A 19,458-nucleotide genomic window follows, 5' to 3' on the forward strand; every position below is an offset into this window, starting at 1 on the left:
GCAGCGCGAGCCGCAAGCACCGGCGCTCGAGGTTGCGCTCGGCATCACCAGCGCCGAGCTCGCCGGCTGCCTGATCCGCGACCGGCATGAGCTGCGCCGGCGCCTGCGCGGGCTCGAGCGCCGCGCGGCACAGGGGTTGCCGGTGGACCGTGGGCTGGCGCAGGTGGCGGCGCATCTGGATCGCTCGCGCACCTTGGCGGAGCGCCGCCGCGCAGCGGTGCCATCCATCCATTATCCACCCGAGTTGCCGGTCAGCGAGCGTCGAGATGAGGTGGCCCGGCTGATCCGCGAGCACCAGGTGGTGATCCTGTGCGGCGAGACTGGCTCCGGCAAGTCCACGCAGCTACCGAAGATCTGCCTGGACCCGGCGCTGGCGTTGGGAGATGGCGGCGGCCGTGGAATCTTCGGGCGCATCGGCCACACCCAGCCGCGGCGCATCGCCGCGCGCAGCCTGGCCAGCCGTGTGTCGCAGGAGCTGGGCACCGAGCTCGGCGCCGCCGTCGGCTACAAGGTGCGCTTCCACGACCGGGTGCACCCGGAGACATCGGTCAAGCTCATGACCGACGGCATCCTGCTGGCGGAGCTGCAGCAGGACCGGCTGCTCACCGAGTACGACACGCTCATCATCGACGAGGCCCACGAGCGCAGCCTCAACATCGACTTTCTGCTCGGCTACCTGAAGCAGCTCCTGCCGAAGCGCCCGGATCTCAAGCTCATCGTCACCTCCGCCACTATCGATCCGGAGCGCTTCGCCCGGCACTTCGGCGGGGGGGCGGGCGGTGCAGCGCCCATCATCGAGATCAGCGGCCGCACCTATCCGGTGGACGTGCGTTATCGCCCACCACAGGAGTCCTCCGCCGGCGAGCGGGACGACGCCATGCAGCAGGCCGTCTCCGACGCCGTCGCGGAGCTGGCGCGCGAAGGGCGCGGCGACGTGCTGGTGTTCTTGTCCGGCGAGCGCGAGATTCGCGAGACCGCCGAGACCCTGCGCAAGCACCACCCGCCGAGCACCGAGATTCTGCCGCTGTATGCCCGTCAGGGACCGGGCGAGCAGGCCAAGGTGTTTCAGCAGCACGGCCGGCGTCGGGTGGTGCTGGCCACCAACGTGGCCGAGACGTCGCTCACGGTGCCTGGCATCCATTACGTCGTGGACCCGGGCTTCGCGCGCATCAGCCGCTACAGCCACCGAAGCAAGGTGCAGCGACTGCCGGTGGAGCGGGTCAGCCGGGCCAGCGCCGACCAGCGCAAGGGCCGCTGCGGGCGGGTCGCCGCCGGCATCTGCATCCGGCTCTACGACGAGGACAATTTCCAGGCCCGCGCCGAGTTCACGGAGCCCGAGATCCGCCGCACCAACCTGGCGGCGGTGATCTTGCAGATGAAGCTGCTCGGCTTCGGCGACATCGAGACCTTTCCGTTCATCGACCCGCCGGACAGCAAGCTCATCTCCGATGGCTACCGCACCCTGGAGGAGCTGGCCGCACTCGACAAGGACGGCAGCCTCACGGACTTGGGCCGCAAGCTCGCCCGGCTGCCGGTGGACCCGCGCATCGGCCGGATGCTGCTGGCCGCGGCGGACTACCATTGCCTGCGCGAGGTGCTCATCGTCGCCGCGGCGCTGAGCGTGCAAGACCCGCGCGAGCGCCCGCTGGAGCAGCGCCAGTCCGCGGATGAGATCCATGCAACCTTCAACCACCCGGACTCGGATTTTCTGGCCTTCCTGAACCTCTGGCGCTTCCTGGAGCAGGAGCGCAAGCGGCTGTCCCGGCGCAAGTTCCAGCAGCTCTGCCGGCAGCATTTCCTGTCCTGGAACCGGGTGCAGGAGTGGCACGACGTGCATGCGCAGCTCCGCGAGCAGCTGCAAGAGCTCGGCAGACGGGGAGAATTCACGGAGAACGACGCGGAGGGTACCTTCGAGGAGATCCACCGGGCGCTGCTGGCGGGGCTGCTCAGCAACATCGGCCTCAAGGACGAGCAGCGCGAGTACCAGGGGGCGCGGGGCGGGCACTTCCACATCCATCCGAGCTCTGGGCTGTTCAAGGCCGGTCCCAAGTGGATCGTCTGCGCCGAGCGTGTGGAGACCACCCGCGACTACGGCCGCATCGTGGCGAAGGTCCAGCCCGGCTGGATCGAGCAGGCCGGCGCGCATCTGCTCAAGCGCAGCTACGCCGAGCCGCACTGGCAGTCCGAGCGCGGCTACGTGGGCGCCTACGAGACCGTGACCCTGTTCGGCGTCACCCTGGCGGCCCGGCGGCGGGTCAACTACGGCCCCATCAACCCAGCGGAGGCGCGGGAGGTCTTCCTGCGCTTTGGCCTTGCCGCAGGGGACTTCGACACCCGCGCTCCCTTCTGGCGCCACAACCAGGCGCTCATCGAGTCGGTCCATCACCTGGAGGCCAAGTCTCGCCGGCGGGACATCCTGGTGGACGAGGAGGCCATCTATGCCTTCTACGCCGCGCGGGTGCCGGCGGGCATCTACTCCAAGCCCCAGTTTGAGCAGTGGCTGCGCAAGGTCACGCGGACAGACCCCAAGCTGCTGCACATGCGCCTCGCGGACGTGCTGGCCCGCGACGCCGCCGAGGTCACCCGGGAGCGCTACCCTGACAGCCTGCGGGTCGGCGCCACCGACCTGCCGCTGGAATACCACTTCGACCCCGGCCACCGCGCCGACGGTGTGACCCTGGTACTGCCGCTGGCGCTGGTGAACCAGGTGTCACCGGAGCGGCTCGACTGGCTAGTGCCGGGCCTGCTCGCCGAGCGCATCACCGCCATGCTGCGGGGCCTGCCGAAGTCCGTGCGCAAGTCCTTCGTACCTATCCCGGAGACCGCCGAGCGCGTAGCGGCCAGGCTCCAGCCGTCGGACCGGCCGCTGATCCAGGCCGTCGCCGAAGAGCTGAAAGGGCTGACCGGCGTGCACGTGCCGGAGGACGCCTGGGACCTGTCCGCGCTGCCGGCGCACCTGCGCATGAAGGTGCGGCTGGTGGACGCGGGCGGCCGGCCCGTCGCCAGCGGTGAGGACCTGGTGGCACTCAAGCGCAAGCACGGCGGCGACGCCACGGCGGCCGCATTGACCCAGCCCGACAAGAGCGGCGACGCCATCGAGCGCGACGGCATCACCCGCTGGGACTTCGGCACTTTACCCGCGCACGTGGACCGCACGGTCGGCGGGCGGGGGGGCGGCATCAGGCTGCGCGGCTATCCGGCCCTGGTCGATCAGGGCGACAGCGTCGCCATCCGCGTGCTGGACGCCGAGCACAGCGCCGCCCGGGCCATGCGCGCGGGGCTGCGGCGGCTCGTCATGCTGACCCTGGGGCAGGGCATGCGCTATCTCAGGCGCAATCTGCCGGGGTTGGACCGCATGCGGCTGCAATACGCCAAGGCGCCGCGGTCGGTGGCTCAGCCCGATGCGACCGCCGGCAAGGGCGGCGACCCGCCGGACCTCGCCGACGAGCTCATCGCGCTGATCCTGGACCTCACCTTCACCGAGGGCCGGCCCCCCGTTCGCGACCAGGCAGCGTTCGATGCACGGCTCGCCGAGTGTAAGGGCCGGCTCATGCCCACCGCCGGTGAGGTCTGCACGCTGGCGGGTCGCATCCTGGATGCCTACCAGGCGCTGCGCAAGCGCCTCGCCGGCATCACCCAGGTCAATTGGATGCCCTCGGTGCTGGACCTGCGCCAACAGCTCGACGCCCTGGTGTTCCGCGGTTTCCTGCAACAGGTGCCCTTCGAGCGGCTGAGGGAATATCCGAGGTACCTCAAGGCCGCCGAGCAGCGTGCCGAGAAGCTCATCCACGCCGCCGGCCGCGACCAGCAGCGCTTGCGGGAGCTCACCCCGCTGCTGGAGCAATTGCGCGAGCGTCAGGCCGCCGCCCGCGCCGCAGACCGCGACGACCCGCGGTTGGAGGAGATCCGCTGGATGCTGGAGGAGCTGCGCGTGTCGCTGTTCGCCCAACAGCTCGGCACGGCTTATCCGGTGTCGGTGAAGCGCATTCAGGCGCGCTGGCGGGAGTTGGGGCTCTGACCGGCAGGTCCGTGTACATCTCGTCGCCATGGTGCAGTCGCTTGCTAGACTGGAGCGCAGAAAGGGCTGACCCGCGGCATTTCGAACGATGACCCTGACCCAAGAAGACATCGACTTCATCAAGGCCAACATGGCGGATTGGCTGGCCGAGCAAAGCCTTGGCAAGCCGCCGGCGGTCTACGAGATCGAGCTGCGCGAGCGGATGGTGCGGGTCGAGGAGGAGCTCAAGCACCAGCGCGAGCTGATGCAGGCGGGCTTTGCGCAGATGGACAAGCGCTTCGAGCTGGCCGAGCGGCGTCACGAGGAGCTGCGCCAGGACATGCTTGCGCGCTTCGAGCAGGTGGACAAGCGCTTCGAGCAGGTGGAGAGGCGCTTCGAGCAAATGGACAAGCGCTTCGAGCAGGTCGATGGCCGCTTCGACGAGATGATTCGCCGTCACGACCGCCATTTCTTGTGGCTAATCGGGTTAATCACCACCGTGGGTGCCCTGATCGTCGCCGCCGTCAAGCTTTGGTAGGTGCTAGCGGGCACCGGGAACGCGCAGAGTCGTGCAGCCGAACATTGCCATCCGCAAGTCCGCGCTGCGCAACGTCGATTCGCTGGCGCGGAAGGCGCTCATACCGCTGGAAATCCTGGCGCTTCAGGACCGCTTCGCGCCCGCTGGATGGCCACGCTGGCCCCGGAGCGGGAATGCGCGCAGTTCGGTTTTCTGTCTGCCAGCCGTCGGCTTCGGAGCGGCGAGATGCATTGACGCCGGCGGGACTGGAATCCGGCTCACTCCCCCAGATCCATCCCTTCCACCCAGTCGAGAAAGGTGACCACTTGCCGATGCAGCAGCGCCGTCGTACCGTGCAGCCGTTCGGCCACCAGCCGTTCGCGTTCCCAGTCCAGCTCGAAGGAGTAGGCGCTGCGGAAGGCGTGCCGGAACCCGCGAAAGTCGTCCAACAGCCGGTGCAATTCCTCATCGATGACGGATCGTCGTCCTGCGTGTGCAAATCGAGCGGCCGCTCGAGCGCCTGTTCCAGCTCCCGGCGCAATGCCCAGTAGTCCGTGGCCGCGATGCCGGTCACCACGAGGTCCACGTCCGAGTCGTGGCCGGCGCTGCCGTCGGAGATGGAGCCGAACAGGTACGCAGCCTTGCCGCCGTGGCGAGCGACGATGGGTGGCGCCACCCCCAGAACACGCGCACGCAGGCGCTCGGCGGTTGCTGCGCGGTCCGAACGGGCGCGCGCGACGCGCGCGCAACCTGCTGACATCGAAGCCCTTGTGGCTGTCGCCGTTGGTGTCCGGGCGCTGCATGGGAGGTGCCGTTGCCTATCCTGATGTTGCCAGTTTGGCACAAAGGCAGGCACAGGGAGGTGGCCTCCGGCCTGGCGATTGCCCGGCAATGCACCATGTACGGGACGGGCGCGGTCGCGCGGTGTCCTCCACCCCGCCCGGCGGTTGCGCTAGTCTGGCGGCTGAACCGGCTCGGCGCTGGCGGGGCAATGGCACCGCCGGCGCCGAGCCCCCATCGGAGCACGTGATGTTCAACAGGCTTCGGGAAGACATCCACTGCGTGTTCGACCGTGATCCGGCGGCGCGCAACACCTTCGAGATCCTGACAACCTACCCCGGCTTGCATGCGGTGATGATTCACCGCGTCAGCCACGCGCTGTGGCGGCGCGGCTTCAAGTGGCTCGCGCGGGTTTTGTCCAATGTGGCGCGGCTCTTCACCGGCATCGAGATCCACCCGGGAGCCGTGATCGGCCGGCGTTTCTTCATCGACCACGGCATGGGCGTGGTCATCGGCGAGACCGCGGTGATCGGCGACGACTGTACGCTTTACCATGGCGTCACCCTCGGCGGCACCAGTTGGCAGAAGGGCAAGCGGCATCCGACCTTGGGGCGCGACGTGGTGGTGGGCGCGGGCGCCAAGGTGCTTGGGCCCATCGAGATCGGCGACGGCGCGCGCATCGGCTCCAACGCCGTTGTGGTCAAGGCGGTGCGCCCCGGTGGCACCGTCGTCGGCGTACCGGGGCGGGTTATCGAGCGACCGGCGGATGCCGCGAGCCGGCGCCGCGCCGACACCGCCAAGCGCATTGGCTTCGATGCCTACGGCGCGGTGCGCGATGCGCCAGACCCGGTGGCGAATGCCATCAACCGGATGCTGGATCATATCCACGTGATGGACCGGCGCATGGAGGCGATGTCGCGCGCCCTTGAAGAGCACGGTATCACCCGACACTTTGAGCATCTGCACGATCTCGACGGTTGCGGCATCGACCTCGCGTTACCGGATGCGCCCGCCGACGACCCGCAGCCGGCCGGCGATGCGCCTTCCGGGCGTCGATCATGAGCTCGTTTGGCGCCGTGGGAGCGCCGTCCTCGGCGCGACGGGCGTCCAATCGCGGCGATGACGCCGCTCCCATGGGGCCATAGCTATGACCAAGGCCGCATCCCGACGCATCGCGCTCGGGCGCCGCGGCCGGCGAGCCGGCGGCGGCGTGGGACGCCGTGAACGCGGAAGATGCGGTTTCGCAGCAGCGGCGCGGAGCGACGATGCCCGCGGAAACCCGGCGCAGCGGCGATGAATTTCGTGGTTCCCTTGAGCAATGCCCTTGCAGGCAATGACAATGCCACAAGAAATTGATGGTCAAACTCGGTTATCGTAGGATTCGCGTCACGTGACGACGACCCCGGAGGATACGCTGTGCGTCTGACCACCAAAGGCCGCTACGCGGTTACCGCGGTTCTCGACTTGGCCATCAACGAGGGGCGGGGGCCCATTGCCTTGGCGGACATCGCCGAGCGGCAAGGCATTTCCCTGTCCTACCTCGAACAACTGTTTGCGAAGCTGCGCAAGTGTGGTGTCGTCTCCAGTGTGCGGGGGCCGGGTGGTGGCTATCACTTGGCGCGCGACCCGCGCACGATCCACGTCGCGGAGATCATCACCGCCGTGGACGAGCACCTGGATACCAGCCGTTGCGGCGGCGCCGGCAACTGCAAGGATGGCGGTCCCTGCCTGACGCATGATCTATGGATGGACCTCAGCGAGCGTATCCACGACTACCTGACCAACATCAGCTTGCAGGATCTGGTCGACCGCCGGCCGGACAATGCCGAATGCTGTGCGACCAGGAACGCCAGCGCCGGCGCGGGCAAGGGGCGCGCCAAGCAGCCGCTGGAGGAGCACGAGCCCCGCCCTGCCGTCGCGGCACGCTCCTGACGCGCTCAGCCGTCCTGCCGACATCCCGTGTGCTGGCGCCGCCGTCAGCACTGCTCCCAGGGCAGGCCGTGGAAGCGCCAGCCGCCACGGGTGCCGCGGTGATGTTCGTCGTCCAGTTCCCCTTCGAAGCCCTCGTCCACGTGATAGACATTCCCCAGTCCCGCTCCAAGCAGCGCCTTGCCCGCCTCCAGCGAGCGCTTGCCGCTGCGGCAGATGAGCACCACCGGCGCGCAGGGGCCTTCCGGTGCGCAACTGGCGCCGCCGAGCAGCAGCTTACGGATCTCGGTGACAAATTCCGGGTTCACGGTCCACTCCGGCTCATCGATCCAGGGCACGTGCACCGCACCCTTGGGATGTCCCACGAACAGGTATTCCATGGTGGAGCGGATATCCACCAGCACCGCCTGGGGCCTCTCCTCCAGCAGCGCGTAGGCCGCCTGCGGGCTCAGCGCCTTCGGCGCGGCGGGCGGCGAGTGGGTCTCGGTGGTTGCGGCTTCCTGGTCTTTGGTGGTCATGTTGTGGTTCTCCGGCAAGGCATGGCCGATCATGGTGGCCCCCGAGTCTAACAGCGGCACCCTGCAGATGGCGTCGCAGGTGGCTTCGTCCGCGGCCTCGTCGCCCAGCGCTGGCACGTCGTTGCCGGCGGATGCCAAGGCACGCCGGCGCGCCCGGCAGGAGCCCTATCTGGAGGGGCTGCTGCGGCTCCTGTCACGCTGGCCACTGCCCCTGCTGCATGCGTTGGGCACCGTCGTCGGCTGGGCCATCGCGCACACCCCGAACCGCCAGCGGCGCAACGCGCTGATCAACATCTCCCTGTATCGCCCGGACCTCGGTACGCGCGCCAAGATTCGGCTGCGCAACCAGAGCCTGATGGCCTTCGGGCGCACGTATTTCGAGATGGGGCGGGTGTGGCTGCGGCCGCCGGAGGACGTTCTGGGGCTAATCCGCGAGGTGCGCGGCGGCGAGTTGCTGCGCCGCGACGACGGGCGCGGGCTCATCGTCATGTCGCCGCACCTAGGTGCCTGGGAGTTGGCGGGGCTGTACCTGGCTGCCCAGGGGCCGACCACCATCTTCTACAAGCCGCAGAAGCAGCTCGACGCCCTCATCGTCGCGGCGCGCCGGCGCAGTGGCGCGACGCTTGCGCCCATCACCGCCCGCGGCATCCGCGCTCTGGTGCAAGGACTGGCGGCCGGTGGGTACGCCGGCATCCTGCCGGACCAGGAGCCGCGGGCCGACAAGGGAGCGGCCTTCGCGCCTCTATTCGGCATGCCGGCCTGGACCATGGTGTTGGTGAACCGCCTGGCCCGGAAGAGCGGGGCACGCGTCATCTTCATGTTCGCCGAGCGGCTGCCGCGCTCGCGGGGGTTCCGCATCCACTGCCTGCCGGCACCACCGGGCATCGACAGCGACGACGACGCCATCGCCGCGGCGGCGCTGAACGCGGGCATTGAGTGCTGCATCGACGTCTGTCCGGAGCAGTACCTGTGGCCCTACCGGCGCTTTCGCCGCCGGCCCGAAGGTCTGCCCAAGGTCTACGCCGGCGGCCTCGGGGATTACGATGCTATCGAGCGCGCGCGCCGCCTGGCCCGAAGTGCCGGCGTCCGCGCTGTCGGCCCTGGCGGGGTGGTATCTTGATGCGTGCCGTCCCGGTTGCCGTCGGGGTCGCGGCATACAGTGCTGCTCCTCCGGGTATCACCGCCTCGATGTGTGCCGTGTGGAGCACCGCGGCCCCGCGAGCAAGCCGGAGCGGAAGACGAGAGCCATGGCCGAATTGACGCACTTCGATGCCGACGGCGCCGCGCGCATGGTGGACGTCGGCCACAAGGCTGTTACCCGGCGGCAGGCGCTCGCCGAGGGCGTGATCCGCATGCACCCGGAGACCCTCGCTATGGTGCAGGCCGGCACCCATGCCAAGGGCGATGTGCTCGGCGTCGCTCGCATCGCGGCCATCATGGGCGCGAAACGCTCGGCGGACCTCATACCGCTGTGTCATCCTCTGCCGTTGTCGCGGGTGGACATTACCCTGGAGCCGGATGCGGCGCTGCCCGGGGTGCGCTGCACTGCGCGGGTGGAGACGCAGGGGCGCACCGGCGTCGAGATGGAGGCACTCTGCGCCGTACAGGTGGCACTGCTGACGGTCTATGACATGTGCAAGGCCGTCGACCGCGGTATGGTCATCACGTCGGTGCAACTGCTGGAGAAGTCCGGCGGACGTTCCGGGCATTGGCGGCGTGATGAGCGGTGATTTTGCATGACTGAATTGCCGATGCATCCGGACTTCCAGCGTGCCGGCTTTCTCACCGCGGCCACCTCGCGCGCCGGCACGCCGCCGGATGCGGGTTTCGAGGTCGCCTTCGCTGGTCGCTCCAACGCCGGCAAGTCCAGCGCCATCAATCGCATCTGCCACCAGCGCGGGCTCGCTCGCACCAGCCGTACACCGGGACGCACGCAGCAGTTGGTATTTTTCCGGCTCGACGACGAGCGGCGGCTGGTGGATCTGCCAGGCTACGGCTTTGCCAAGGTCTCCCTGGCCGTCAAGGCCGGCTGGCAGGCGCTGATGGAGGACTACCTGCGCCGGCGCCAGTGCCTGCAAGGTCTGGTGGTGGTGATGGACATCCGTCACCCGCTCACCGACATCGACCGGCACATGCTGGCCTGGGGCCGGGCCGCGGAGCTGCCCATGCTGCTGCTGCTCACCAAGGCGGACAAGCTCAAGCGCGGCGCCCAGCAGCGCCAGGCGGCGGAGGTGCACCGGCGGCTGGCAGAGCTCGAGGCCGGGCAGGGGCAGCGTGCCGAAGTCGCGGTGGAGGTCTTCTCTGCCGAGAACGGACTCGGCGTTGCGCGGGTGCAGGCGCGGTTAGGCGACTGGTTGGGTCTGGCGGCGCGATAGGCGCGCGAGCCGATATTGCGTCAGTAAGTACTGACTTTGGTTTCGGCTGGGGTTTCGGCTGGGGCTGCGGCGGCGGTCAGGTCGACGACCGGAACTTGCTGGGCGGGGCACCGAGCTGACGCCGGCGCCCCGTGCAGCAGGTGGCCCGTCCGTCGCCGGGCCTGTCGCGGAAGATCAGTCGGCGGGCTGTGCCGCTTCCGGCGCCTCTTCCTCTTCCGACGGCATGGGCATCATGCCCGGCCATGCGCCAGGCCCCATGCCATAGTAGGGCATCCTGCCGCGCTGCCAGGTCCCGTGCCAGCGCGGACAGCCGCCCATCGGCCCGGCGCCGGCAGTGCTGCCGAACAGCGCCGAGATGGCTTCTTTTTGCTCGTCCGTCATCGCCTCGATGGTGGCGCGGTACTGCTCATACTTCTCCATCATCTCCTTGCGCCGCTGTTCGGCGGCTTCCCACGGCGGGGTCTCCGGCAACTCGCGGCCCATCTCGGCGGCGCGCTCGCGCATGGCTTCCCAGCGCTCCTTGCGCATGGCGTCAAACTCCTCGCGGGTCATGGGCTTGTACTCCGGCGCCTCGTAGCCGGGCATTGGCATGCCCTCGGGCATGGCGGGTGGCTCACCCATGCCGGCCGGCGGTTCGTACATGCCGGCCTGCTGTTGGGGCATGCCCGCCTGTGCCCAAGGCGGGCTCTCGGGCAGATCCAGTCCAACCTCGGACGCACGCTTGCGCAGTTCCTCGTAGCGCTTGTTGCGCTCGGCCATGGCAGCCTCCATGCGCTTTTGCATTTCGGCACGGGCGGCGTCGCCGGGGCCTGCCGGCGCCGGTGCGGCTTCGGCGGCGGGTGCGGCGGGTGCGCTTTCCGTCTGTGCCATCACCGGGGCGAGGGCCAGGCTGAGCACGGTGGCAGAGGCGCAGAGCAAGAGGCGTTTGCTGTCGATCATCTGGATCGCTCCTTTGTCAGTGGTCTCGATGTGGTGGCCGAGTTTTGGGCACATGGGCCGTTTTGAAACGCATGCCGCTTCCGGTGTGCGCTCGACGGTGCCGCGGAGCACGCCGTTTGCGAGCGACGCGGACGATAGCATGGTTGCAATGGGGAAAAAACGGCCGCGCTGCGGCACGCGGATGGATCAGCGGCGGAGCGCCGCGCTACTGCTCGGCCGGTCCGGCAGTGCGCCCGCTCGTCATTCGGCTAGCAGCTCGTCCACCACGGCCAGCAATTCGTCGCGCTTGACCGGCTTGGCGAGAAAGGTCTCGCCCGAGATCTCGGCGGCACCGGTTCCGGTCTCGCGCTTGGTGACTATGGCGGTGAGGAAGGCGTACTTGATCTTGCGCAGCTCCGGGTCCTGCTTGAGCTGCTCGGCCACCTCGTCGCCGCCGATGTCCGGCATCATCACGTCGAGGAAGATCAGGTCCGGCCGGAAGTCCCGCGCGGCGCGCAGGGCGTTGGTGCCGCGGTTTTCTTCGCGTACTTCGAAGCGGCCGGTCTGCTCGAGGTTGAGCCGCAGCATGCGCGTCAGGGCGGGCTCATCGTCCACCAACAGGATCTTCTTCTTGCTCACGGTATGGGTCACCATTGGGTTGCGCTGGGGGGGTGCGCGTGGCCAATGGCCACGGATTCGGCCTGTTGCGGTGCCGTGTCGGCGGGCGCATTCTGCGGCGGGAACAGCAGCAAAGCCCGTGCGCCGCCGTCGGGGCGGTTTTCGAGATCGATACTGCCACCGTGTAGCGTAACGATGTTGCGCGTGACCGACAATCCCAGTCCGGTGCCTTCACCCTGGCGCTTGGTGGTGAAGTAGGGATCGAACAGCCGCCCGAGATCCGCGGGCGCGATGCCTGGGCCCGTGTCCTCGATGGCGATGCGGATGACGTGCTCGCCGGGCAGGAAGCCGGCATCCCTGGCGTGAGGACCGAGGTCGGCGGCGGTTACGGGCGCATAGTCGCTGCGGATGCTGAGTGTGCCGTCGCGCTCCATGGCGTGCATGGCGTTCATGAACAGATTCAGGAACACCTGCTGGAGCTTGTCGGCATCGAACGGCCGGTCCGGGATGTCGACGTCCAGTTCCGTGCGCACGGCGATGTTGCGCTGCGTCAGCTCGTGGCGCACCAACTGCAAGCTGTTGCGGATTGCCTTGTTGACGGCGTAAGGCCTGAGGTCGAGCTCGCGCTCGCGGGAGAAGTCGAGCAGGCCGCGCACGACGGTGTCGGCGCGCGAGAGCGCCTGTTGCATATCCGCCAGCACCTGCGTCGATATCTCGTCGAAGCTGATCACCTGTTCCAGAAAGTCCAGGCCAAGTTGGACGATGGCCAGCGGATTCTTCACCTCGTGGGCGACGCCGGCCGCGAGCCGCCCGACGGACTCCAGCTTGGCCGCCTGCACGAGCTGCATCTGCGCCGCGCGCAACTCGCGATGGGAGCGGCTCAGCTCGCTGCTGGTGCGGTGCAGCTTGGCCTCGACGCGGCGCCGCTCGCTGAGATCGCGCAGCACCAGCACCGCGCCGGCGGGATAGTCGGCGTCGGCGATGGGGGCCGCGCGCAGTTCCACCGGCAAGGTGCTGCCGTCCGCTTGCGGCAGGGCAAGCTCATCGACGCTCACCTCGCGGCGCTCGGCGAGCACGGTGATGGCCGTGTCGCGGAGTGGGGCAGGCTCCCAGTTGGCGATCTCGTGGGTCAAGAGCCGCGCTGCCGCCTGCCCGAGCATGCGCTCGGCCGCGGGGTTGAAGAAGCTGACCCGCCCCTCGACGTCTAGGCCGACGACGCCCTCCACCATGGAATGCAGGATGCGGTCGCGCACTAGCTCCAGTTGGCGGTTGCGCTGGCCGAGCTCGCGCTCCAGGCGCAGGATCTTGCAGTGCGTCTCTACGCGCGCGGCCACCTCGTCCGGGTGGAAGGGCTTGGTGACATAGTCGACGGCGCCGAGCTCGAGGCCGTGGATCTTGTCGGCGGCGTCGTCCAGTGCGGACAGAAAGACGACCGCGATGTCGGCCGTGTCGGCATTTTCCTTGAGCCGCCGGCACACCTCGAAGCCGTCCATGTCCGGCATCATGATGTCCAGCAGGATCAGATCGGGGCGGGAGCGCTCGGCGATGTCCAGCGCCTGGGCGCCGCCGTTGGCCACCAGCAGCCGGTAGTCGCGGCCGTTCAGGCTCTCGTAGAGCACGCGTAGGTTCGCCGGGATGTCGTCCACCAACAGGACGCAGGGCGGGTTGGCGCTGTCCGGGGCGGCGGCGGGGGCGGCGGTGGGGGCGGGGGCGGGCCTGTCGGGCGCGTCGCTCATGCCTGTGACCAGATGTGGCTGAGTGGCCGAAAGGTGCGGGACTACACCGGCCGCACGGCGCCGGCTTAGCCTCAGTCGCCGATTGTCCCGATATTGCCCGCGCCTGTCAGCCGCTTTTCGTGCTGATCCGCCGGCTTCGCCGCATCCGGGGTGGCCCGTTGCCGGTCGTGGGACCGCGAGGCGCTGCTAAACTGTGCCGACTTGGCCGGTTTGGCCGAGACTCACCGGACAGGATCAGACCGTGCTGAAGATCGACGACCTGATGGCTAGCAGCGGTGTCAAGTTCGGCACCAGCGGGGCGCGCGGGCGGGTGGTGGACATGACCGACCGGGTCTGCTTCGCCTACAGCCTCGGCTTTCTGCAACACCTGCGCAGTACCGGCGCCGTGGTCGCGGGCGGCGACGTGGGCATCGCCGGCGATTACCGGCCGAGCAGTCCGCGGATCATGGCGGCCTGCGCGGCCGCGGTGCGCGCCGCGGGCTGCCGGCCGCGCAACTTCGGCGGCATTCCGACGCCGGCACTCGCGGCCTTCGGTATCGCGGAGCGGATGCCGACGTTGATGGTGACGGGGTCGCACATCCCGGACGACCGCAACGGCATCAAGTTCAACCTGCCCAGCGGGGAGATCCTGAAGGACGACGAGGCGTCCATTCGTGCGCAGACGGTGGTGCTGCCGGAGGCTCATTTTGCCGCGGACGGCAGCCTGCTGGCCCCGGCGTTGCCGATGGAAGAGGACGCCGCCTTCGCTGCCTACATCGAGCGCTACCTGCGCTTCTTCCCGACCGACTGGCTCGCGGGCCTGCGTGTCGGGCTTTACGAGCATTCCAGCGTTGCCCGGGATGCTTTCCATGCATTGTTGACGGGGCTGGGTGCCGAGGTGACGCGGCTCGGCCGCGCCGACACCTTCATTCCGGTCGACACCGAGGCGATCCGCCCGGAGGACGTGCAACTGGCCGCGGAATGGGCGGCCGGCGGGCAGTTCGACGCGCTGATCTCCGCCGACGGCGACGGCGACCGCCCGCTGGTGGCCGACGCCCGCGGGGAATGGCTGCGCGGCGACATCGCGGGCATCCTGTGCGCGCGCGAGCTCGGCGCCGCGGCGGTGGTCACGCCCGTCAGCTCCAACACCGCGCTAGAGCGCAGCGGTTGGTTCGATGCGGTGCTGCGCACGCGCATCGGCTCCCCCTACGTTATTGCCGGCATGCAGACCCTGCGCGCGCGCGGCCTGGCACCGGTGGTGGGCTACGAGGCCAACGGCGGGTTCCTGATCGAGACCGACATCGAGCTCGATGGCCAACGGCTGCCGGCACTGCCGACCCGCGATGCGGCGATCGTGGCCCTGACCATCCTCGGCGGTGCCCGGCGCCGCGGGGTGCCGGTGGCGGCGCTGACCGAGGCGTTGCCGGCGCGCTTCACCTATAGCGACCGTATCAAGGCGTTCCCCACCGAGCTGAGCCAAGAGCGCCTGGCCGCCTTCGCCACGGGCGATGCCGATGCGGACCGCAATGCCGTGGCGACCGTGTTCTCGGGCGCATTCGGTCCGGTGGCATCAGTCGATCACACGGACGGCGTGCGCATCACCTTCGATAGCGGTGAAGTCGCGCACCTGCGTCCGTCCGGCAACGCGCCGGAGCTGCGCGCGTACACGGAGGCGGCGAGCCCGGACCGTGCTCGCGACATGAACCGCGTCTGCATGGAGATCCTCGACGGCTGGCGCCGGTGAGCCGCGCTTGCCGCCGCGCCGTGCCGCCCGCCGTTGTGTGTCAGGTCCTGTATCAGTGTGCAGCCCTTTGACCGTTCTTTGCCAACGAAAAGATCTTCGGCGAGTACCTGGGGCACACATACGTCTGGGAGTTTCGGAATGAGGTCAACCAGCGCTGGTATCGTTGCGCAGACAAGGCGATCACTTGGTCTGACGGGCGCTTGGTGCGCTTCGAGCTGGCCTCCGACATCACCGACGAGCGCGTCCTGGTGATGATTCCATGAGCAAGCGCATCCTGATCATCGACGACGACGCCGCCGTACGCGAGACATTTCGCCTGTCGTTGCAGCAGCTGCCCTATGAGCTGGTTGAGGCGGACAACGGCGAGGCGGGTGCCGCGTTGGCGGCCCGAGAGGACTTTGATCTGGTCTACCTCGATCTGCGCATGCCCGGTATCGACGGCGTCGAGACCCTGCGACGCATCCGCGCCGTCAAGCCAACCCTGATCGTCTACATCGTCACGGCGTTCCACCGGGAGTACTTCGACGATTTGGTGACGGCGCGTGGCGAAGGGCTGGTGTTCGAACTGCTGCGCAAGCCGCTGGAGCGCCGGCAGATCATCGAGATCACCACTGGTGTCTTGAGCGCCGATGGCGCCCGCGATGGCGGCTAGCGGCTGTCGCGTGGCACGACCTGGTATCCACAACAAGGGCACCGGGCGCGGCTACAATGCGCTCCAATGAGTCCGCTATGTCAGGGGCATGGCGTCAGTGCCATGGCGTCAGTGCCATGGCGTCAGCTTCGGGCCGGCGCGGCGGCCGGCGTCGAGGCCGCCTGCCCGGCGGCGAACTCACCATAGCGTCCGGCGCGTTGCTCCAGCCGCCGTAGTGCCTGTCGGGTGAGGCCCTGCTCGAAGCGCGCGAGCCGCGCTTCAGCGTCCGGGTAGCTGTCGAGCTCGGTCGCCGTGAGCCTGAGGTCTCGCAGATCGATGGCGCCCCGTCGTGGTGTACCGGCGGTGAGCGGCGACAGCGCTTGGATATTGAGCGGACGCGCACTGTGCAACCCCAGTGGAAACGCCGCCACGCTCACCACCAGCACCAAGTCCGAGGGCGCCGCCCGTGGCGTGCGCTCGCCGAGCAGGAGTCCGACGCTGATCACCGGCACGAGCTCGCCGCGCAAATCGAAAGCGCCCAACACGCAGGGCGCGGTCTGCTCCAACGGCGTGAGCCTGGGCAGAGCCAGGCAGGCGCTGATGCCGTCTGCCATTACGGCCTGTACGCTCCGCGCCGTGCGCACGAGCACGCGATACCTGGGCTGCATGTCCATCGGTCTGCTCCGCTGGAAGGCTGGACAAGCTTAAGCCTAGTCCAAGCGAGGCCATTCGGCGGGCGAAGCGACCGGTCGTCGTGTACAACCGGCCGTGCAGCGGTCGGGAAAGCGCACGCATGAGTCGGCGTGCTCGACCTCGATACGGTGGTTGGGCGGTCTCCCGGGTACGCCCCGCCTCGGGGCGCCGAGCGTGCCGCGCCTACGTGCATATCGTCGCGGCACGAGAGCGCCGCTTCCGCGCGCTCAGGGCGGTGGGCCCTCGCGCAGCAGCGGCTGCATGGCGTGGAGCATGCTCTGGAACACCCGCGGGTTCTCCGCCTCCTCGGCGGCCAGCAGGCGCTTGATCCGCTCGCGCTCCGTGGGCATGTCGAAGCAGGCGGGGCAACTGTCCGGCACCACCGGCAGGCGCGCCGCCTCGGCATAGGCGGCCGTCTGGCGCTCGCGGGCATACACGAGCGGGCGGATGACGCGCAGGTCGCCGGCCTCGATGCGGTAATGCGCCTTCATGGTGCGCAACTGACCACCGCGGAACAGCGACATCAGCAGGCTCTCGGCGAGGTCGTCCAGGTGCTGCGCCAGTGCCAGCACGCCGTAGCCGTGCTCGCGGCAAAGCCGGTAGAGGATGCCGCGCTTCATGCGCGCGCAGTAGGCGCAGAAGGAGTCGCCGTCCATGCGCGTCCGGGCCTCCTCCATGATGGGCTGCGCCTCCAGGAACCACGCCACGCCGAGCGCCGCCATGTGATCCGCCAGCCGCCCCGGCTCGAAGCCCGGCACCTCGGGGTCCACGGTGGCCGCCGCGAGCTCGAAGCGCACCGGCGCATAGGTCTGGAGATGAGCCAGGATGGACAGCAGCGACAGCGAGTCCTTGCCGCCCGAGACACCGAGCAGGATACGGTCGCCGTCGCGGATCATGTCGTGCTCGACCACGGCGCGGCCGACGGCGCGCAGCAGGGACTTGGGGGGCTTCGGGTGCGTGGCTTGCATGCAGCAGCAGTGTAGCCGGCGCGGCTGGGGCGTCGCCAGTATCGCCCTGGTTTGCGTGATGCAAGCCGCACCGGGCGGGCGCGTGCGGGCGCCCTGACCCGGTGTGGTCAAGTGGCGGTGATCACTGGTGCGCGGAGATCATGCCCCCTCAGCGCCGCCGTTCGGCGCCAGCCGGTGGCGCAGACACAGCGCGATGGCGCCACCGGCGATCAGGAACAGCGTGCCGGGCGCGGGTGCCTCGGCCCACCAGGCCAGGCCGTACTGTTCCAGGCCAAAGCTGTTGTCGCTGGTGGCGTCGAAGGTATTGTCCGTATACACGACGTCGATGGCATACCGGCCCGTAGACGGCAGCACGAAAGAGAGGTGCTCGACCAGGTTGTAGAGGCTGATGGACTCGGCGACCGCGCCGGTGGCGATGTCGCGCACGATCAGGTCCAGGTTTGCCTGGGCGATATCCACGGCGATGCTGTTGATGTAGTCGTATTCACGCTCGCGAAACCAGGTGAGCGTTGCCGTGAAGGTGCTGCCACCAAGCAGCACCTCGTCGATGTCATAGCTGTTGACGTCACCGATGCCGACCTCGCCGTAGTCCCAGCCAGTGAGGTCCACCAGGCCGCCGCCGAGTCCGGCCAGGTCTCGGGTGTCGGCAGTCAGGTATTGGTCGAAGGCTTGGTCAAGATTCAGGTCGCCGGCGCCGCTGTCCCAGTCCAGAGATTGGGTGGTCTGGATGACGCCACCGACCTCCGCCTGGCCGTTGTCCCAGCCGGGGATCTTGGTGGCGCTGTTCTGGAGCACCGCCTTGATGACCCGGGCATCGTCGGCGTGCGCGTTGGCCGCGAGCTCGGTATCGGCCTCCCGTGCGCTGTGCAGCAGGGTCGCGCCGGCCGCGGTGATGGGCGCGGCGAAACTGGTACCGGCGAGGTTGCCATTGTAGTAATCCGTGCCGGCAACGGCCGTCGAACCGGTCAGGCTCGGGTTGTTGCCGCCGGTCTGCCCGCCGTAGTAGGCGCTGGTGAGGCCGGTGCCCGGCGCGGCAATGTCCACGGCGGCGCGGACGCCGGAGACGGTGCCGTGTATCGGGTCGTAGTAATCCTGCGGGCCGCGGCTGCTGAAGCTGGCGACGGAATCGTAGACGTTGGCACCGTCGTTCTGCAGGGCGCCGACCGTGATGACGTTGTAGCCAGCGCCGGGGGAACCGACGGTATTGGTGCCCGGCCCCGAGTTGCCTGCCGACGCGACGAAGGTGGTCTGCGGGTGCAGGTTCTGGAGACCGTCGGTGATCTTCGCGATGATGCTGCTGCCGCCAGGATCGGTGCCGCCCCAACTGCTGTTGATGACGTCGGCAGTGCCGAACATGGTGTCATAGGCAGTGTTCATCGCGGCGACCGAGGTGCTGAAGCCCGTCGAATAGGCGCCCCCACTCCAATTCGTCGCGATTGCAGCGGATTGCAGGTCAGTGTCTTGGGCGATGCCCGTCTGCCAGTCCCCCTGATAGGTCCCGCCAGTGCGCCCGCCGATCATCATGCCGGCCCAGGTCGCGTGGCGGTCATACTCCGGTGTCCCCGGATTGCCGTCGGAATCGAGGGTGTCGGTACTGTTGACGAAGGTCGTCACGTGGCCGAGCGTCTCGTGGCCGTTCCAGATGTGGCCGGCCTCGATGTTGGCGGTGATTGTGTTCTGCCCGGTGATTCCGGCGTCGTAGAACCGGCTTGCGCCGATTATGCTCGCGACGTCGGCCCCGCTAAAGGTGTCCGGGACGCTGGTGACCAGATCGCTCTCCGCGCCGACGCTAGTGTCGGCATCCAGTACTTGCTGCCCGCCCGATCCTGTGGCGGACCAGCCCTCGGCGAGCTGCTCGATGGGGGCTGCGAAGGCGCCACTGCTGGTGATGCCAAGCAATGCCGCTGCGAGTGTGGGCGCGGGCAGGTGTCTGTGCGGAGCGGCGGCGCGTGCATGCGCGGGTCGGTCGCCAGGGCTATGCGGGTTGTCTGTGTCGGCCATGCGTATTGTCCCTTGATTTCTGCTTCGGGCAGTCAAGCCGACTTTCCACAACGG

Annotated in this window: 17 protein-coding genes and 1 pseudogene; 9 read left to right on the top strand and 9 right to left on the bottom strand. The window is 68.6% G+C overall.

What is annotated here, in order from left to right; all coding sequences use genetic code 11:
• Window positions 1-43: 43 nt before the first annotated feature.
• Together hrpA and LJE69_RS04150 are read left to right on the top strand one after the other, a co-directional pair.
• Window positions 44-4,018: an ATP-dependent RNA helicase HrpA gene (gene hrpA, locus LJE69_RS04145; protein ID WP_296921845.1), complete on the top strand. Its 3,975-nt coding sequence runs from the start codon at window positions 44-46 to the stop codon at window positions 4,016-4,018.
• 88 nt (window positions 4,019-4,106) lie between these two features.
• A complete protein-coding gene (locus LJE69_RS04150) occupies window positions 4,107-4,535 on the top strand; it encodes a hypothetical protein (protein WP_296921790.1) in 429 nt (142 codons plus the stop codon).
• Window positions 4,536-4,792: 257 nt separating this feature from the next.
• Here LJE69_RS04150 and LJE69_RS04155 read toward each other — a convergent pair whose 3' ends face one another.
• Together LJE69_RS04155 and LJE69_RS20940 are read right to left on the bottom strand one after the other, a co-directional pair.
• Entirely contained in the window at window positions 4,793-4,963 is a 171-nt protein-coding gene (locus LJE69_RS04155; protein ID WP_296921792.1) for a hypothetical protein, read from the bottom strand.
• Window positions 4,964-5,052: 89 nt separating this feature from the next.
• Window positions 5,053-5,274, bottom strand: a pseudogene (locus LJE69_RS20940) (nucleotidyltransferase domain-containing protein); the annotation flags it as partial.
• Window positions 5,275-5,543: 269 nt separating this feature from the next.
• Between LJE69_RS20940 and cysE the strand changes: the two are divergent.
• Window positions 5,544-6,356, top strand: coding sequence for a serine O-acetyltransferase (cysE, locus tag LJE69_RS04160; protein WP_296921794.1), 813 nt, complete (start codon window positions 5,544-5,546; stop codon window positions 6,354-6,356).
• A 354-nt stretch (window positions 6,357-6,710) separates the two neighbouring features.
• Window positions 6,711-7,226, top strand: coding sequence for a Fe-S cluster assembly transcription factor (locus LJE69_RS04165; protein WP_296921796.1), 516 nt, complete (start codon window positions 6,711-6,713; stop codon window positions 7,224-7,226).
• Between the two features lie 44 nt (window positions 7,227-7,270).
• Here the strand turns inward: LJE69_RS04165 and LJE69_RS04170 are convergent, their stop codons facing one another.
• Entirely contained in the window at window positions 7,271-7,741 is a 471-nt protein-coding gene (locus LJE69_RS04170; RefSeq protein WP_296921799.1) for a rhodanese-like domain-containing protein, read from the bottom strand.
• On the opposite strand from LJE69_RS04170, the gene LJE69_RS04175 reads away from it, so the two are divergent.
• The 3 genes from LJE69_RS04175 to yihA all read left to right on the top strand — a co-directional run bounded on the left by LJE69_RS04175 (window position 7,740) and on the right by yihA (window position 10,116).
• Window positions 7,740-8,861 carry a lysophospholipid acyltransferase family protein gene (locus LJE69_RS04175; RefSeq protein ID WP_296921800.1) on the top strand — a complete coding sequence of 374 codons (1,122 nt, stop codon included), beginning with the start codon at window positions 7,740-7,742 and terminating at the stop codon, window positions 8,859-8,861. The genes LJE69_RS04170 and LJE69_RS04175 overlap by 2 nt on opposite strands.
• A 127-nt stretch (window positions 8,862-8,988) precedes the next feature.
• Entirely contained in the window at window positions 8,989-9,471 is a 483-nt protein-coding gene (moaC, locus tag LJE69_RS04180; RefSeq protein WP_296921803.1) for a cyclic pyranopterin monophosphate synthase MoaC, read from the top strand.
• 21 nt (window positions 9,472-9,492) lie between these two features.
• The gene (gene yihA, locus LJE69_RS04185) at window positions 9,493-10,116 is read left to right on the top strand and encodes a ribosome biogenesis GTP-binding protein YihA/YsxC (RefSeq protein WP_296921847.1); all 624 of its coding nucleotides are present in this window, start codon (window positions 9,493-9,495) and stop codon (window positions 10,114-10,116) included.
• A gap of 174 nt (window positions 10,117-10,290) precedes the next feature.
• On the opposite strand, the gene LJE69_RS04190 is transcribed toward yihA, so the two are convergent.
• The 3 genes from LJE69_RS04190 to LJE69_RS04200 all read right to left on the bottom strand — a co-directional run bounded on the left by LJE69_RS04190 (window position 10,291) and on the right by LJE69_RS04200 (window position 13,388).
• Window positions 10,291-11,055, bottom strand: coding sequence for a hypothetical protein (locus tag LJE69_RS04190; protein ID WP_296921804.1), 765 nt, complete (start codon window positions 11,053-11,055; stop codon window positions 10,291-10,293).
• Between the two features lie 240 nt (window positions 11,056-11,295).
• Entirely contained in the window at window positions 11,296-11,688 is a 393-nt protein-coding gene (locus LJE69_RS04195; protein ID WP_296921806.1) for a response regulator, read from the bottom strand.
• Complete coding sequence (locus LJE69_RS04200; RefSeq protein ID WP_296921808.1) at window positions 11,682-13,388, bottom strand: response regulator; 1,707 nt, start codon at window positions 13,386-13,388, stop codon at window positions 11,682-11,684. The genes LJE69_RS04195 and LJE69_RS04200 overlap by 7 nt, the downstream gene beginning before the upstream one ends.
• Before the next feature lie 244 nt (window positions 13,389-13,632).
• On the opposite strand from LJE69_RS04200, the gene LJE69_RS04205 reads away from it, so the two are divergent.
• Window positions 13,633-15,111 carry a phosphomannomutase gene (locus LJE69_RS04205; RefSeq protein ID WP_296921849.1) on the top strand — a complete coding sequence of 493 codons (1,479 nt, stop codon included), beginning with the start codon at window positions 13,633-13,635 and terminating at the stop codon, window positions 15,109-15,111.
• A gap of 259 nt (window positions 15,112-15,370) precedes the next feature.
• Window positions 15,371-15,763, top strand: coding sequence for a response regulator (locus tag LJE69_RS04210; RefSeq protein ID WP_296921810.1), 393 nt, complete (start codon window positions 15,371-15,373; stop codon window positions 15,761-15,763).
• 122 nt (window positions 15,764-15,885) lie between these two features.
• Here the strand turns inward: LJE69_RS04210 and LJE69_RS04215 are convergent, their stop codons facing one another.
• The 3 genes from LJE69_RS04215 to LJE69_RS04225 form a co-directional block, all read right to left on the bottom strand.
• Entirely contained in the window at window positions 15,886-16,416 is a 531-nt protein-coding gene (locus LJE69_RS04215) for a chemotaxis protein CheW (protein WP_296921812.1), read from the bottom strand.
• 246 nt (window positions 16,417-16,662) lie between these two features.
• Complete coding sequence (locus LJE69_RS04220; RefSeq protein ID WP_296921814.1) at window positions 16,663-17,403, bottom strand: ATP-binding protein; 741 nt, start codon at window positions 17,401-17,403, stop codon at window positions 16,663-16,665.
• Between the two features lie 138 nt (window positions 17,404-17,541).
• Window positions 17,542-19,404 (bottom strand): S8 family serine peptidase, encoded by a 1,863-nt coding sequence (locus LJE69_RS04225; RefSeq protein WP_296921816.1) that lies wholly within the window; start codon window positions 19,402-19,404, stop codon window positions 17,542-17,544.
• Window positions 19,405-19,458: the final 54 nt, after the last annotated feature.

This window comes from Thiohalocapsa sp. (genome assembly GCF_022340605.1).
GTDB lineage: Bacteria > Pseudomonadota > Gammaproteobacteria > Chromatiales > Chromatiaceae > Thiohalocapsa.